This window comes from Rhodospirillaceae bacterium, from assembly GCA_018660465.1.
Lineage (GTDB): Bacteria > Pseudomonadota > Alphaproteobacteria > Rhodospirillales > JABJKH01 > JABJKH01.
In genome coordinates this window covers 25,455-41,531 of the sequence record JABJKH010000007.1, presented here as the reverse complement: position 1 = coordinate 41,531, position 16,077 = coordinate 25,455, and the positions used below count along the sequence as shown (strand labels likewise).

General features: G+C 51.1%; 11 protein-coding genes. 4 read left to right on the top strand and 7 right to left on the bottom strand.

Annotated elements, in window-relative coordinates:
* Nucleotides 1-8: 8 nt before the first annotated feature.
* The 7 genes from HOM51_01125 to HOM51_01095 form a co-directional block, all read right to left on the bottom strand.
* Entirely contained in the window at nucleotides 9-578 is a 570-nt protein-coding gene (locus HOM51_01125; GenBank protein MBT5033095.1) for a hypothetical protein, read from the bottom strand.
* Nucleotides 579-602: 24 nt separating this feature from the next.
* Nucleotides 603-2,672 (bottom strand): hypothetical protein, encoded by a 2,070-nt coding sequence (locus tag HOM51_01120; GenBank protein MBT5033094.1) that lies wholly within the window; start codon nucleotides 2,670-2,672, stop codon nucleotides 603-605.
* Between the two features lie 104 nt (nucleotides 2,673-2,776).
* Nucleotides 2,777-4,069, bottom strand: a complete 1,293-nt coding sequence (locus HOM51_01115) for an adenylosuccinate synthase (GenBank protein MBT5033093.1) — start codon at nucleotides 4,067-4,069, stop codon at nucleotides 2,777-2,779.
* A gap of 3 nt (nucleotides 4,070-4,072) precedes the next feature.
* Nucleotides 4,073-5,245, bottom strand: a complete 1,173-nt coding sequence (locus tag HOM51_01110) for an ATP phosphoribosyltransferase regulatory subunit (protein MBT5033092.1) — start codon at nucleotides 5,243-5,245, stop codon at nucleotides 4,073-4,075.
* Nucleotides 5,246-5,390: 145 nt separating this feature from the next.
* Nucleotides 5,391-5,990 (bottom strand): hypothetical protein, encoded by a 600-nt coding sequence (locus HOM51_01105; protein MBT5033091.1) that lies wholly within the window; start codon nucleotides 5,988-5,990, stop codon nucleotides 5,391-5,393.
* A gap of 141 nt (nucleotides 5,991-6,131) precedes the next feature.
* Nucleotides 6,132-7,358 (bottom strand): PDZ domain-containing protein, encoded by a 1,227-nt coding sequence (locus tag HOM51_01100; protein MBT5033090.1) that lies wholly within the window; start codon nucleotides 7,356-7,358, stop codon nucleotides 6,132-6,134.
* Nucleotides 7,359-7,385: 27 nt separating this feature from the next.
* Nucleotides 7,386-9,206 carry a hypothetical protein gene (locus tag HOM51_01095; protein MBT5033089.1) on the bottom strand — a complete coding sequence of 607 codons (1,821 nt, stop codon included), beginning with the start codon at nucleotides 9,204-9,206 and terminating at the stop codon, nucleotides 7,386-7,388.
* Between the two features lie 61 nt (nucleotides 9,207-9,267).
* On the opposite strand from HOM51_01095, the gene HOM51_01090 reads away from it, so the two are divergent.
* The 4 genes from HOM51_01090 (at nucleotide 9,268) to HOM51_01075 (ending at nucleotide 15,934) form a co-directional block, all read left to right on the top strand.
* Complete coding sequence (locus tag HOM51_01090) at nucleotides 9,268-10,575, top strand: NAD-dependent epimerase/dehydratase family protein (GenBank protein MBT5033088.1); 1,308 nt, start codon at nucleotides 9,268-9,270, stop codon at nucleotides 10,573-10,575.
* On the top strand, nucleotides 10,572-12,146 hold the full coding sequence (locus tag HOM51_01085; protein ID MBT5033087.1) for a GMC family oxidoreductase: 1,575 nt from the start codon (nucleotides 10,572-10,574) through the stop codon (nucleotides 12,144-12,146). The genes HOM51_01090 and HOM51_01085 overlap by 4 nt, the downstream gene beginning before the upstream one ends.
* Nucleotides 12,147-12,318: 172 nt before the next feature.
* Entirely contained in the window at nucleotides 12,319-14,208 is a 1,890-nt protein-coding gene (locus HOM51_01080; protein MBT5033086.1) for a hypothetical protein, read from the top strand.
* 121 nt (nucleotides 14,209-14,329) lie between these two features.
* Nucleotides 14,330-15,934, top strand: coding sequence for a radical SAM protein (locus tag HOM51_01075; protein MBT5033085.1), 1,605 nt, complete (start codon nucleotides 14,330-14,332; stop codon nucleotides 15,932-15,934).
* Nucleotides 15,935-16,077 lie beyond the last annotated feature (143 nt).

Below are 16,077 nucleotides of genomic sequence, written 5' to 3'. Positions count from 1 at the left end.
CACGTAGCCTATCGCAAATCTTCCATGATGATGCCGCCATCATCTTCTAGATCGGGTAGGTCCTGTACATCTGAGTTGCTGTCTTCATCAGGCGGATCAGCTTTCTCCTCTTTCTCATCCTCCTCCTCTTCGTCTGCGTCGGCAACGATCTGAGCGACTTCGGGTCCCCATTCGCCGATAATTTTCTTTTGTGCGGCCCGCAGTAACGCAATGCGGCGCTGCGCCATGACGTTCAAAAATGTAGTTACCATCGGCGGTATAACCATGTACATCAGGTACCCAAATGCGGCTGCGGAATACATTAGCGCAATGATAAACACGTCAGAGAATATTTCCGTTGCCGCTTCGTAGGAATTGTCAGTCTCGACCCAAAGTTCCATCAGGGATGGAAAGACGCCGGTAAAGTTCATGCTACCGACGCAAATGGCTTGAGATTTTCGGGCGGAACGATCAACGATAAACGCAACTAGGCTTGGTAGCATGCCAAAGAATAGGATGATCACGGTCGGCAAGGCGACCATGATGAGCAGAATCACCAAACAAAAAACGCCAAAATATAATTTTAAAATGCTGCCCATGCCACCGTGTTCCGAACTCGAGACTCAACCAAAGATAAAAACAAGAGTTACAATAAATGCCATAAAAAGAAATGAGGTAACAGCTGACGCATGATGCCCAGAAGATTCTGCCGAGTTGGCTCGCTCTTCTTCGTTTTCAGTCAGTTCCTTAACTTCGGCCTCTGCGGTCGCGTATTCGGCTTGTGCCTCTTCGAAACCGTTCATATCGTCCTTACGCCGCTCGGCGTTATCGATTAGATCAAACAGGTCGGGCAGGCTGCCTTGGCGCACCAGCTTGGGAATTTCACCTTCAATTTCACGCCGGGTAGACCGATTGTAGTAGGTGTTGATTGCGGGACCTAAAAGTCCCCCCATCCAACTCGATAAACCATAAACCGGCTCACCTTCTAGCTTCCACTGCATTAACGCTAGCAGGCTGAGCATGCCGATGAGTGATGACGCTTCGCCAGGACTTGCGAGTGCATTTAGGTGCGGTTCAATTTCCTGATCGAAATGGGCGGCGATGAATCCCGCAACATGCCGGTCAATAGGTTTCCCGGTCGTATCGGCGCGATTGGCCGCCCGATCTAGTGCCGTCAGAATTTCTCTAATATCGGTTACGTAGTCCTGGGCAATATTTGGACTTTGGCAAGCAAGGGATCGGTTTTCCTCATAGAGGCACCGTTCTATTCCATAGCCTAAAGAGACTTTTTGTTGAAATTTACGTAGCTCCTTAAAGTTGGCATCATAGGAAAAAGTATCTGGCGAGTTATCTCCTTGGGCAACGGTCCAAATACCGAGGACGTTACGCGATAGAACTTGAGCAGCGAATTTATTTTCCTGAGTGCGTAGGTATTCGACAGCCATTGCGCCTCCGAACCCGTCAGGCATAAAAGAAAATCCTCGATAACGAATAGGGCCGGTTGGGTCCATAATGAGACTCACTTTAGTGACCACAAAATCGTCTTTCGAATCCGCCTTATTTACGTTTATCGTCGCGACTTCGGCAATTTCCTTAATAGAATCTGCCAAGCCACTTATTTTCAGATCGCTACGAGCCCAAATTTCCAGGTCGCCGCTTTTGATTGCTTTTGCTGCTTCTGGCACGTTTTTCGCCAGAGCGTGTGCAAGTGCCCGCGGGGCTACCAGTTCATACGATTCAAACTTAAAGGGTGCGTCTGCCTTGATCAGGCTCTTGCGGGGAAGTGCCGCCGGACGTTTGCCGTTAATCCAAGTTTCTAATTCACTGGTTCCCCAGCGTTCATCAGGTTCGTCGGAAAGCAATCCCCGCAATACTTCTGTCATTTTAGCCGGAAGGCGATAATTTTTGAGGAGGACCTGATAGGTCCCAATCTCGGCACGCTGAATAACTTGATCGCTTGTTTCCAATTCAGCAATTGGATTGTCTTCCAGCAAAAAGTACAAGACGGTAATACCAAGAGAAAACAAATCGTCTTTTATATCGCCGGGGCCACGGCCGCCGGGCGAAGCCATGGCTGCTGGCAATGAATCAAAAATTACGGGCTGGTCGAAACCCGGAGGCGTCGTTGCACAGTCGCCCAAAACCATTTGGGTACGTTCTTCATCCATATAAAATAGATTATTTGGACGAATGGCCCGATGGGTAATCTTTCGGATCCCCAATTCTCGGATTGCTGATCCCAGCGGTTTTATAACCTGTGTCGGTATATCATATTCCGTAATTCGAAAACCATCCGCATCGTAGGTACTGGTGACCTTTCCACCCATCGGGCGGCGATAGATCATCGCCATAGCGGTTTGGTTCAAAGGCGGCCAATGGACCTTTCCCCAATCGACCAGCTTCATCAGTCCGGGAATATCACCGGCCTTAAGGTCATCTATGATCTCATCCCGAATTGGCAGACCCGGCGTACATATCAGGGCAAACAGTTGGCTGCCCGCCTCGCGCCGGTCTTCGACGCTGTACGCCTTCGCCGACGGGGTGTCCAAGTCTGGAATCGTGGTGTCAGAATTGATGATAAAACGATCGTACAGAATAGCCGGACCACCGCCAGACCCTGGCAGTGTTTCCGGGATCTCTGTTTTTTTGGGTTCCTCGGGAACCTCAGCTTCTGCGGGAGCTGCTTCTGCCATTACTGAACTTCCATTCCTTCAGGCTCAGGAAGAAGATTAATCGCCTGTTCTAGGCAATACAACAAAACGTCTTAATAACACTTTACCAGGATAAATTATGAGCCCTAATCGGTAAACGGGTCGGTGACCAAAATAGTGTCGTCACGCTCGGGACTTGTTGATAGAAGTGCGACCGGCGCTTCAATAAGCTCTTCAATTCGGCGGATATATTTAATGGCCGTCGCAGGAAGGTCAGCCCATGACCGCGCCCCATAAGTGGTTTCGCTCCAGCCTTCCATAACTTCGTAGACCGGCTCAACCTTGCTTTGTTGCTCCGAACTCGCTGGAAAATAATCGAAAGTTTCGTCGCCGATTTTGTAGCCCGTGCAGACTTTTAATTCAGACATGCCGTCCAAGATATCCAGCTTTGTTAGGGCTATCCCATTGATTCCATTGACCTTAACCGCTTGTCGAACAAGCACTGCATCAAACCAGCCACATCGCCGCGATCGCCCGGTGACGGTGCCGAATTCATGCCCACGCTCGCCCAGGCCCTGACCAATTTCGTCGTGAAGTTCGGTTGGGAAGGGGCCGCTGCCGACACGGGTAGTGTAGGCTTTGGTAATGCCCAGAACAAAATCAATCGCGCCGGGTCCTTGTCCTGACCCTGCGGCTGCTTGGCCGGCGACTGTATTAGAGGATGTGACGAAAGGATAGGTGCCATGGTCGATATCAAGCATGGTGCCTTGCGCACCTTCGAACAGAATGCGTTTGCCGGATCGACGAGCGTTATCAAGCTGTTTCCAAACAGTTCCTGCGAAGGGAAGGACTTTCGGTGCAATTTCTATCAATTGCTCCAACAGCTTAGCGCCATCGATCAGGTCCATGCCCATGCCCTTGAGCAAGGCATTATGATGAAACAGGAGCCTTTCGATTCGGTTTGGTAGGACGTCAGGTTCCGCCAGATCACCCACCCGAATGGCGCGACGCGCGACTTTGTCTTCGTATGCCGGTCCAATGCCTCGGCCAGTGGTGCCGATTTTGGCTTTGCCCATGGCTTCTTCGCGGGCGTTATCCAGGTTACTGTGCAAGGGCAGGATCAAGGATGCATTTTCCGCGATTTGAACAGTATCAGGGGAAATTTCGACCCCTTGTCCGCGCACGGTGTCGATTTCGGCAACTAAAGCCCAAGGATCAACGACCACGCCGTTTCCAATTATTGAAAGCTTGCCGCCTCTCACCACGCCGGAGGGTAGGCAACTTAGCTTGTACGTTACGCCATCGATAACCAAGGTGTGCCCAGCGTTGTGCCCACCTTGAAAGCGCACCACCACATCGGCGCGTTCGGACAGCCAGTCAACGATCTTGCCTTTTCCTTCGTCGCCCCATTGCGATCCTATTACAACCACGTTGGCCATATTTTATCCGTCCTTCTTTAGAATTTGAGCGTCGCCATCGATGAGGACGTGGCTGCAGGACAACCGCGTCGCCTCAGTCTCTGGGTTTTCTGTTTTGTTTAAGCCTTGCAGAGTCGACCACCCTTCGTCACGGAAATTTTTGGCGACGGCGGGTGTCGTGCCATGAGGTAAATACAAACGTTGAGTGTCTTCCAGCGGAGACACCGCACGCAAAACTGTATCCATGAATAGGGTTAAACCGGTCGCTGGTTCGCCGGGTGTATCGCCGTTGCCAGCGCGGTACCGACCTCCACTGCCCAATTCACCGCGTACACCACGGGCAAATAAGGTGAAGGTTGGTCCCGAATGATATTCGAATCCCCGGTTCTCAACAGGATCGACCGTGAGGCTAATATCTGAATTGGCTTGCCTGATGTGTCCCACCGTATCCACCAGGGCTTGCCATTGCTGTCCAGCGGCGTCTGACAGTTCAATATTTCTCACAGTTTCAAGGGCGCTGTCCACAGGCCCCACCGCAGTTAGGAGTGCCGACAGTGTCGCCGTAATGTTCGGACCCAAGGTATCCGCGAGCGCGTTGATTTCTGCTAGGTCTTTGCGGTCCAGGGCCGTTTGCAGGCGAGTGTTTGCCTCCTCATCGATTGAAAGGTCGCTACAGACCGCGTTGACCAGGGATGGTAGCCCTAAATCTACGGAAATCTCGGGACTGCCTAAGGCATTAAGCGCTTCAACCGCCATGACGATAACTTCCGCGTCCGCAGCAGTGCTATCCGAGCCGATCAGTTCGACACCGACCTGACCAAATTGGCGTTCAGGGCGAAGCTGGCTTCCTTTAACGCGCAGAACCTGCCCAGCATAGCTGAGGCGAAGTGGACGCGGTGCCTTTTTCATGCGCGTTGTTCCGATCCGCGCGACTTGCAGCGTCATATCGGTGCGAAGCCCCATCATTCGTTGAGAAACCGGGTCCATCAGCCGGAATGTTTGATTCGCCACAGCACCACCGCTGGTTCCCAGCAGGCTTTCCTCAAACTCAATTAGTGGCGGCTTTACCTGGTCGTACCCATAGGCCTTAAACGACGCCAACAGGCGCTCAACCACGTGTGCCTCAAACTCGGCATCAGGTGGTAAAACGTCAGCCATTCCGGTGGGTAGTAAGGCCTTATCGGCAAAGTCGCTCATAGCTCTGTCACAAACATGGAAATTGAAAACCCAATTGTGCGGATTAAGAAGCCTATCAAGCCTCAGTCATAGCGCAGCATAACGGGGGGTTTAGTACCCGGAATTCTCTTTCACGGCAATTGCAAATATAGGGGGGCGCGCAATGTTATTTTATTTCAAACGCCTGACCGCGAACGGTCTGGCCTAAGTTTTTGACCATCATCGGGATCATGGATGCAGCAAGGGCGGAACTGTCTGCTGCGCCGACATTGGTAATTGTCCAGGCATGCCACATGCGTCGACCATTAGATTTGTTGTCGATGGTGGTTTCAAGTCGATACTTTCGAGGTGTTACCTCGCGGTTGCCTCTGCCCGAATTGAAAACGCCGCCCCGGTCACTGTTATAGAGGTTTAAAAGAACTTTTGGTGGCTCGACACCTCGGCGATCAGGATTGTTGTGGAGCTCAATATAAGTCCGGTTGCCCGGTTGCACCCAAGCGCCCGCTTCATCGCGGGTTTCAAATGACATAATAATGTTGGAGGTGTCGGATATTTCGTAGCCAGCTTTCCGCAACGCGCTTTCAAAGTGGCCTTTTAATTTCATATTGGTCGCCGAATTATCATACGGTTCCACGGCAATTTTGATCCCAGCTTTGAGCGGACGGTAGGAAACCGCATTCAATATGCCGTCACCTTGGCTTTGTGCCCAAACAGCATCTGAGAAGAAAAGGCATAAAACGCCCAGAACTATGGTAAAATTACGCATGATTATCCTCTCGGAGCGATATCGGATGCACATTGTATTCACGCCATCGGCCCCCTGGACAAGCTCTTTTTTCGGCGGCGGGGTTGTACTTAAAATCTGCTAACAAAATGAATGATTAACTTTAAGGAACTTTTAATTTTCCTAATTTGCCGGGAATTTCGCAATAATGACCGATTTTGTTCCCTTTCGGTCAATTACGAGGGGCAGCCACGTTCCCGGAGCTTGACGTTGGATGATGCTGACTAAGGTCGCTGTGTCGTGAATAACAACCCCGGCCGCTTCCATAACACGGTCACCATCCTTAATGCCTGCGGCTTCGGCGATGCTGTCCTTGAGCACCCTATTAATCAGTACCTTTTGTTTCGCAGTGGAAATCATGACGCCGAGCTTAGGTTTCGAATTCTGAGCCGGTTCTTGAACGGGTTTCGTGCCGAACACGACCTCTGCTATCGCGACTCCGCCCGCGGATTTTAAATCGCCACAGGTGCGTTTCGGCCCCCAAGGCAATAAGACCGCGGCGTTTTTGAGCCCCAGGTCTGCAAGTTGATGGGAAATGCCATAACCAAATTCTAGATGCCCCATACCGACAATGCCGACGACAAGGGGGGAGTTGTTCGCGAGTCGGGCCTTATAAATCGCTTCCGCCATTGCACGGTCCCAGGTGGTTTGGACTTGGACAAATCGGTCGAATCGGGTTTCTACTGAATCTTTAGAGGCAGGCGCGGTCTTATTACTAGGTTTCTTTGGCTTATGAGGACTGCCAATTCCTATTTTCTGATGCGCATCGAAGACGTCGCGAAGGGATTTCCGATACGCCTCGGCGGCCGGCGCAGGCTTGCTCACGCCCTCACGTACATCTTTGGGGACTTTCTCAAACCCCTGCTTCCCCACAGCGCGAATGAGGTCCCGCTCCACATTCATCGCCACCATGGGAATCCTATGCTGACGCGCGAAATGGAACAGCGGCAGGTATTGGTTCGCATCAAACCGCCAGACGTCGTGCCAGCGGCTTTGCTTCAAGAACGCATCGACCCCCAATTCGCCACGCACCCATTTATCTAGGACTGATTGAGTCGATCGTGGAAAAGCTTCAAACGCGATGACCATGTTCGGGTTCAAGGCATGAAGGGCAGCCAACGTATGAAGTTGCCAGCGGTGGTGTTCCACATTGGTATGGACTTCGCCCAGCAGAACCACTGGACGTTTTGAAAGTTCCGCCATAAGTCCCCTATGGGTGACGGTCGTCCTGTCATCAGGCCGTAGCCATTGCCCAACGTTAACGCAGGATTCCGCAGCACTTGCATGACTGGCAAACATTGCCAGGACAATGAGGGCAAACAGCGGGATAATTCGGTGAAGTATGGTCATATTCAAATATATTACGGTGCCAAGCGGTTAATCGTCTACAAGCTTATTTATGTCGTCTGCCAATACTCTAAAATACGGGATGCTATCCGCGAACCCCTTTAATTCGGCCATTCCCTTTTCCAATGTGATCTTAGTTAGTCTATCACAGATCGCCGCATCATGAGTGAGCGACTCCGACAAAATGATGTCCCCCCCTTGGCTTTGACTTTCCAGGCGGGCCGTTAGATTGGCCGTGGCACCATAGTAATCCAACCGGTCATTTAACGTGACGGCGATACATCGTCCGGTATTTAGACCAATTTTTATGATCAAAGGTTCGCCCTCAGTGGTCGAATTATGAGCCTTCATATCATTCTGAATTTGGATCGCCGCCGCCAAACCATCTAGGGGGTTGGCGAATGCAGCCATAATCGCGTCGCCAATGGTTTTAACCACGGCACCGTTATTTTCGCGAACAGCAGTGCCAAGAACGGAAAAATGGTCTCTGACTTGAGCGTAAGCTTCTGGATCGCCGACACGATTGTAAAGCGCGGTCGATCCCTTGAGATCTGTAAACATCAGGGTGACATGATCGATATCTCCGGTATCACCAGGCCTCAGCACCTCACGGGAGAAGAGATCACGGAAGGCTTGGTAGGTTGTCACTCTATCTGCCGTCAGGGCGTCACGCGCCCAACCTCGTTCCTCTATCACCAAGGCCAGCCGACGGCCAGTACGGTTGGTTAAGGTAATTTTTCCGGAATCAACTGGGGCACCCGCTTCCATAGAATCTACATTGGCAATGACTTCCGGAAAACCGCCTGAATGCCAGTCAATGATGTGGCTTGGACCTGGCTCTACGGTGCGAAGGCGATAGCTTCCGTGAGCCAGTTCTGCTGTGACCGTTCTTGTTTCTCCTGGTTTGAGAGAAATCTGTACGACAACATGGGGTGTGACCATTGGTCCCGCCGTACAAAAGGCAGCGGTCTCGACGGGTCTAATTGCTGCAGCAGGATGAAACGCCAGTTCAACATTGCCCGAGTATTCCCGGTCAAAATCTATATTGCAGGAGTTGCAGTGTTCGCCTACGGGCAGTTGATCGAGGGAGGCAGATTCTCCTTTTCCGCCTTGGCAGTGAGGGCATAACAGATGCCAGCGTAGACCTAGGAGTCCTTGTTTCGCCGCCTGAAGGCATACTTCGACCGCGTGCCGTGCGGGAACATTCCACAGCCTTGCCAGCGCCAAGGGCCGTATCTGTGACACATCGGCGTCTTGTCGTTTGAATGCGAAGTCGGCCAGTCGTTGCGTTAAGCCGTGAGAAAAGGGCGATTGGTCGATAGCTTCCTTAAGGTCGCGGATACGGGCTTCGCTGCCAAGGGCTAAGGTTGGCGGGGGTACCTCGTAGGGTGTTTCCACCGTGCCGTCCGCAAATGATTTCATGTTAGCGGCCAGTTGATTGAGTACACGATCAGGGCCAGAAAAAAATCGAGTTGCTAAAATAAGTCGGCCCATCATCCCAGATGGGGTCGCCGCAATGGTAAATTCGGCACGACACCCTTTTTCAGTTTGGGTAATCTTAAGCCAAGAGTTTAACGTTTTTAGCGGACCCTTCAGAAATATCCGGCGTTGGTGAAACCAACGATTGAAGACTCGGTCAACTACCGCTTCTTCCCATTCTAAATCAAATGGCCCTTTTCGCGCCCGCGCGATGGAAATAACGCTGCCGTCCGATTGCGGTAGCTCTTCGACTTTGTATGTCGGTGCGCCGATGGCTTCGTTAAACCGTTGAGTGTTGGCCAGTGCGGTCCACACAACTTTGGGCGGGCTATCAAATTCCCAACTCCAGGTTCGGCTTTTCTCAGTCGACATGGTCAGATGTTCTCCCTGCTTTCAAGTATCTTAGAGATAAGTCTGCTATCGGGCGAGTTTCTTGCCGCTTGCCGACCTGCCCGCCTATACTCCGCGCATGCAAGATCAAGAAACCCCAAACCCTTTTTGCCTCGCTGTAACTGGTGGCGGTGGGTACATCGGTCGACGGTTATGTCGGCAGGCGTTAGCGCAGGGGATTGAGCTGACCGTGCTGGGGCGAAAGCGACCTGAGGGGATTGAAGAAGGTGCTTACCAGTTTGTCTCCTATGATTTGAGTGGGGCAGCCCCTGATCTCACCGACATGGACGCCGTTGTTCATCTAGCCTCTGCCGGCTTGAGCGATGGTGAGGGCGGAGAGGTTGATGTAACCGGCACCCGGGCTTTGGCGGAGGCTGCTCATAAAGCAGGTGTGTCGCGGTTTGTTTTTGTCTCCAGTCAATCATCGCGCCCAGATGCTCCTACATCGTACGGACGAGGAAAATTTGCCGTCGAAACAATGTTGGCTGAGTTCGACGCATTAATTGTGCGACCTGGACTTGTTTGTGGCGGTGAAGAAGGTGGGGTCTATGGAAAACTTTGTGAGATGGTTCGAACCGCCCCCATCGTGCCGGTGACGTGTGCGTCTACTTTATTGCAGCCAGTTCATGTGGATCAGCTTTGTGAGGCCCTCCTGCGATTGGCAGACCCAAGTGTGCAGCCAAAGCAAAAAATGTTTTATTTGGGCGATCCGACTCCTATCTCGTTTGGGCGTCTGATTAAGGACCTCGCTTGGACGCGGTTTGGAAGACGCATTCGGCTGGTGCCTTTACCCATAAGTTTTGTCTTGATGGGAATTGCAATTGCGCGGGTTATACCGGGTCTTCCCAATATCCCACGTGAGCGGGTGCTCGGGTTGACCGATATCGCAATCATGGACAGCCCGGCATCGTTTGAGGCGCTGGGGATGGCCCCGTGTGATGCGATTTCAGCCTTCGCCCAGGAAAACCCAAAAAATCGTCGGCGGCTACTGCGTGAAGGCCGAGCCTTGCTAACATATGTCACGGGGCGTTCTGTCCGTGAAAGTCTCATTCGTCGGTACGTACGAGCAGTGGAAGCGACGCGCGGGAGTATCCCACTAAATTTGCCGGGCATCGTCTATGGCTGGCCTGGACTAATGAGAATCTTTGAACCTATCGGCGGAGCAGGGAGGGTGGCGGATCGCTTGGCGATTGCCATGGTTATTGCGGAGACAACACCGGAAGGTGCCAAAGACTTCTGCGCCTTGGACCAGAGGTCTTGGCTGATTTCTATTTTTGAACTTGGTGTGTTGCTGGCTGTTGAGGCTGTTTTCTTGCCACTTAGAATTTTGTTGGGCAGGCGGAACCCATGACGGTTGACGCGGATGTCATTGTGATCGGCAGTGGTCCCGCTGGGGTCTCGGTTTCTTGGCCGCTGATAGAGGCGGGCCGGAAGGTATTGATGCTCGATCAGGGGCTGGGTCCAAAAGATACGCCGAAGACCGAAGGCGCTTTTTTGGATATTCGTCGCCAGGATGAGGATCAATGGCGGGTATTCCTGGGCGAGGATTTTCACGGTCTTAAGGATCAGGGCAACGTATCGCCGAAATTAAAAGTGCCGGCGAGCGCCTACACGTTCGAAGGATTTTCCGAAGCCTATCGGCTGAAGACCAAGTCCTTCATGGCGGTGGGGTCTCTTGCGACAGGGGGACTCTCAAATGCCTGGGGGGCTGGGGCCTATGCTTACGATGATCGGGACTTGAAGGGGTTTCCCATTTCACGGGCAGATTTGGCAGCGTCATTCAAAGCCGTTGGATCGCGCATCGGCGTGAGTGGTGAGGCGGCCGACGATATGGGTGAATTCTATGGCAGCGATGTACCGTTGCAGGCACCGATCCCTTTGCATGAAAACACGCAGCACCTTTTGCAACGGTATGAGGCGCGCCGGGAAAAGGCTCAGGCGTTAGGCTTTTATCTTGGTCGGGCGCGAAATGCTGTGCTGAGTGCGTCCTTGGGCAATCGAAGGGCGTGTACGGAAGACGACATGTGTTTGTGGGGCTGCTCGAAGGGCTCAATCTACAGCGCGGCGCAAGATGTTGAGGCGCTGGGTAAACGCGACGGTTTCACATATCGCCGAGGATGCTTTGTCCAAGCTGTTGAGCGCGAGGGGGACGAGATCGTGGTGCGCTATGAGGGCGGCGTTGTCAGGGCAAAAACAGTGGTTCTTGCGGCGGGAACGATTGGGTCAACGAAGCTTGCGCTGCAATCCCTTGGGCATCGTGATCAACCGATCAAGCTGGTCTCAAACCCAGCATTTGCGATGGCGTTATGTTTGCCGGGGAGAATTGGTCGTGCAGTTGCCAGCAAAGGTTTTTCGCTCGGGCAATTGGGGTTTAGGGTGGAGGCCGGTCCAGATGATCCCGATTATGCTCACGGGGTGGTGTTCTCAGGCGGATCATTACTGACGTCTGAGATCGCTCGCCACTTGCCCCTTAGTCGCCCAGCTGCCATTGGGTTCTTGCGCCGGGTAATGCCGTCATTGGTTTTTCTCAATTGTTTTCTGCCAGGGGACTACAGCCACCATGCCGTTACCTTGGGAAGTTCTGGCGAGCTTCAAATTCAGGGCGCGTATGCGTCGGATTTTAAAGATCGGGTGGAGACCCTTCGCCATAAGCTTACCAAAGGATTTCGCCATCTTGGGGCCTATGCCTTGCCCGGCGGTGCGCGGATCTCAGAACCTGGCAGCGATATTCATTACGCGGGGACGTTTCCCATGGGGGGAGGTTCTGGATTGGCGACGGATGCCCAAGGACAGGTGGTGGGCCTTCCGGGACTCCATATCGCCGATGGTGCCATTTTTCCTCAACTCGCCGGCAAAAACCCAACATTTACAATCATGGCCAATGCAGACCGGATCGGCAGGAATTTGGCCGCGCGCTCGTGACTGCATATCTTTAGAATTATGTTGTGTTTAGGGGCGGTTCTTGTAGGTTCAGGCCGCTTAATATTGAAAAAATTCCCGAGCTAACTTTCTAAGACTAACTTTCTGAATGTTTAGTCTGAAAATCCAAGGTACCAATCATTCTTTTGGAGCCCAAGAGGCGGTTTAATTATTGATGTCCGTAATTGATCTATTTATCCCCAGCTTAAACCAATTTTTGATGCTTGGTGTTATTGTGGCCATCGCCGCTGCGATGTCTGTGATTGGTGCTGCGATTACCGGTCGTCATCGTATGCCGGAGATGAATGTGATCTTTGGCTGGGCTTTCATAATTATCATCTTCACAGTGACGGGCGCATTATTTGGCTGGCCGTTAAAGATTGCGGGTTGGATTTTCTTTGCCGCGCTCTTGGTTTCGGTCTGGGTGGTGGTTAAACGACAAATTCCTCTTTTGCCTAAAGGGATCGGGCGGACAGCGTTGCTGGGATTACCGATGATATTGGTGGTTTCGGCAATGCATCCGTCACAGTGGGATGAATTCGCCCATTGGCTGCCAGCGGCGCATTATCTCTTCGTGTGGGACAGTTTTCCAAACGCAGACCTGCCTCGTAGCGCAGCCTCTATGGCGGGCTATCCCTATGGCATGGGGTTTCCGGTTTATTTAACGAGTAACATTGCCGGTGAATTTATTGAGAACACGACAGCCGTTTTGAACGTTCTTATGCTGATGTCGTTCGCTCATTTGGTTGCCCGGATAATTGTGGCTCAAGGTCGGCCTGAGCAGCAGACGGAGCCGCAGTTGTTCTCCGACGAGGCTCCGCCTTGGTGGGCGTGCGCAACAGGGATTCTCGCAGTAACAATTCTTAATCCGACGTTTGTGCAAAAACTGGTTCTGACGGCATACGGTGAGCTGGCATCCGGTCTGGCAATGGCCCTCGGGATGATCATTGCCTGGCATATGTTTGAGGAGTTGGCAGAGGGTAATCGGAAAGAGGCACGACGGCAGGCCTGGATGCTCGCCTTGGCGTTGCTCATTTTGATCAGTTTGAAACAGGCGACTTTGGCGCTTTTCTTGGTTTTATTGTTCGCCGTGATCCTTGTAGCGCTGCGGGATTCAAAGATAAAATTAAAAGAATTTGTGTCTCTTCTTCCTTTAATAATTATCCCGGCAATTGTGATATTTTTAATCTGGAGACAATACGTCGCGAGCAATTTAGTCGGCCCACAGCACACGATCCGACCGTTTGATAAATGGTTCTGGGAGATATCTTACGATATTTTGATGCGGGCATTTTATGTTGTTACGAAAAAGGGTGGATACTTTATTCCCTCATTTATCCTCTCGGGTATGGCTCTATACGGGTTGTTTCGATGGCGTGGAGCACGAGACCGCTTGTTCGTAATGGCAGGTTTTGCGTTCATGTCTTACAACGTCTTCCTGTTAATTACATATTTGGCAGTCTTTGGTCGGTTCGATGCGCTTCGGGTCGCATCATTTTGGCGCTATAATACGCACTTGGGTTTAATTGTTGTCGTTGCCTTTATAGTGGTTCTTGGAATTTTGTATCGGCGCTATATTTTTGGGCGCGGATGGAATCTTCGGCCCGTAATGTGGCTGGCGATCATTCTCGTTATTGGGCTTCAGGTCGGTTTGATCCATAAGCTACGCTTTGATGTGCGTGCGACCAAAATTCATATTCGAGAGATAGTGCCTGAAATTGTCGAGCTGCTTCCAAAAGACGCAACCATAGTGGCTGTTGATCCTGAAAGCGATGGCGCCTACGGCACGCAAATGCGCTATCACATGTACATGGCAGGCCGGAAGATGGTGGGACAAATTAGTGCTTATTCCAGTGCGACAGCTCAAAACATTCGACTTAACCTGGATCGGAAGAAGCCGGACTTTATTTGGGTTCATAGTATTACCCCTGGTGTTCTGGGTGCTATCAATCCTAACTTAAAAAAAGGCGCATCCTACCTACTGAAGCGCGATGGCGGCGGGTGGAAAGTGCTGAAATCATGGCCGTTCAAAGGGTATATGTCTCCGACTGAGATCAAGGACTGAATTGAAACCTCATTTTCGCTTCCGTTAAATGTGTGGCAACGAATTGGAATTAAAATAAATTTGCTGGACTTGAAAGATAGTTTAGGCGTTTTTATATAGGATTCGAAAAGGGGGATCTAATATGGATCAAGAAGTCAACATTCTGGATATCTCGCCGTTAACTTCATCGGTTAACAAGGTCGGCCACGACCAGAAGTTGGACTATGCGCCAAGCGAAGAAGCTAAGGCTCTGAAAATTTTACTTTTGGAACCGCTTTTTCCAGCAGAGGCTGCTTGGGGAAGTGCAAAAACAGAGCAGGGGTATCTCCTGCCGATCGGCACAATTTCGGTTTATTCATGGCTTAAGGCAAGAGGCTATACGGTTGATTTTTTGGATACCCAGTTTGGTGATGTTACCGAAGAATCCCTGGTCGCCAAACTAGAAGAGGAACAATACAGTATCGTTGCTTTGCCGGTATTTACGCCGACTGCCGATTATGCGTTTTCTTCTGCTAAAATTGTCAGAAGGGTCCTGCCAAACGCTAAAATTGTATTTGGTAATATTCATGCATCGACGCTGCCTGAATTCACCATGGAACAGTGCCCGGAAGTTGATTTTATCATCCGTCACGAAGCGGAGCATACGTTCGACGAGCTATTGAATGCATTGGCCGAAGGAGATGACGATTTTTCTGAAATTCTTGGCCTTGTGTACAGAGGTGAAGATGATGCCGTGAAGGTCAACCCTAACCGGCTTTTTCTTGGAGAGTTGGATGATATTCCTGTCGGTTTTAATTCGGATTTAGATATTTCGCGCTATGTGCCCCACCCGACTCAATATGTTAAACTCCCGACTTTTTCCATAATGACCCAAAGGGGATGCCCGTTTTCTTGCTCTTACTGTGAAGCCGCTCAAATTCTCGGGAAAAAGAGCCGATTCTTCTCGCCCGAGCGAATTATAGAGGAATTAAAAATTCTGAAATATGAGCATGGTGCGAAGGGTGTTTATTTCCAAGATTCGACATTTACCATTAATAAAAAACATACCATGAAGCTGATGGAATTGATGGTGAAGGAAAATTTGGATTTAAAATGGGCGGCGGGAACCCGTATGGACCGGGTGGATCCAGAACTTCTTGAGGCCATGTATACGGCGGGATGTCGGCTGCTCAGCACAGGCATTGAGTCTGGAAATGAAGAATCTCTGAAGGTCGTCCAAAAGGGGTGCACCGTCGAGCAACAAGAGGCCGGCGTCAAAATGGTGCGCGACGCGGGGATGAGAATCCTCTGTAACTTTATCCTATGCTTGCCCGGTGAAGATGAAGCGATGGTGCGGAACACCATTAAGTTTGCTAAAAAGTTGCGGCCTCATATGGCCCTATTCTATTTGCCGGTTCCCTATCCAGGGTCGGCTCTTTATAAGAGCTGCAAGGAAATGGGCGGATTGCGCAGGGCCGCCAGTTGGAGCGACTTTATTGCCATCGATTTCGACGATCCGGTGTATGTAAATCCAAACTTCGATAAAGAGAGCATGAAGTATTGGTATAAGCGGGCTTATATTGAAATGTATACGTCGCCTGGAATGTGGTACACGAACCTTAGTTCAATTCGCTCGATGGAAGACGTCAATCGGCTTTATCGGGGCGGTAAAGGTCTCACGTCGATGATAAGCCATGGAATTTTCGGCTTTATTCGTCAACAATACCGGGGATTCCATGGACAAGCTGCACCTATACGGGACTCTTAGTTCCTAGTCACCCAGAGGATTAATCGGCCTCGGATCGATAATTCTCCAGTAGCTTCCGTAACAATTGGCGATTAATTACTGCCCTAACAGGTTGTCAGGGAATCGGCGAAGCCATAGACTTGGTTTTGCCGCGCAATGTGTTG

Coding starts and splice junctions, on each gene's coding strand:
- HOM51_01125 (MBT5033095.1), bottom strand. CDS start 578: ATGGGCAGCATTTTAAAATTATATTTTGGCGTTTTTTGTTTGGTGATT.
- HOM51_01120 (MBT5033094.1), bottom strand. CDS start 2,672: ATGGCAGAAGCAGCTCCCGCAGAAGCTGAGGTTCCCGAGGAACCCAAA.
- HOM51_01115 (MBT5033093.1), bottom strand. CDS start 4,069: ATGGCCAACGTGGTTGTAATAGGATCGCAATGGGGCGACGAAGGAAAA.
- HOM51_01110 (MBT5033092.1), bottom strand. CDS start 5,245: ATGAGCGACTTTGCCGATAAGGCCTTACTACCCACCGGAATGGCTGAC.
- HOM51_01105 (MBT5033091.1), bottom strand. CDS start 5,990: ATGCGTAATTTTACCATAGTTCTGGGCGTTTTATGCCTTTTCTTCTCA.
- HOM51_01100 (MBT5033090.1), bottom strand. CDS start 7,358: ATGACCATACTTCACCGAATTATCCCGCTGTTTGCCCTCATTGTCCTG.
- HOM51_01095 (MBT5033089.1), bottom strand. CDS start 9,206: ATGTCGACTGAGAAAAGCCGAACCTGGAGTTGGGAATTTGATAGCCCG.
- HOM51_01085 (MBT5033087.1), top strand. CDS start 10,572: ATGACGGTTGACGCGGATGTCATTGTGATCGGCAGTGGTCCCGCTGGG.
- HOM51_01080 (MBT5033086.1), top strand. CDS start 12,319: ATGTCCGTAATTGATCTATTTATCCCCAGCTTAAACCAATTTTTGATG.
- HOM51_01075 (MBT5033085.1), top strand. CDS start 14,330: ATGGATCAAGAAGTCAACATTCTGGATATCTCGCCGTTAACTTCATCG.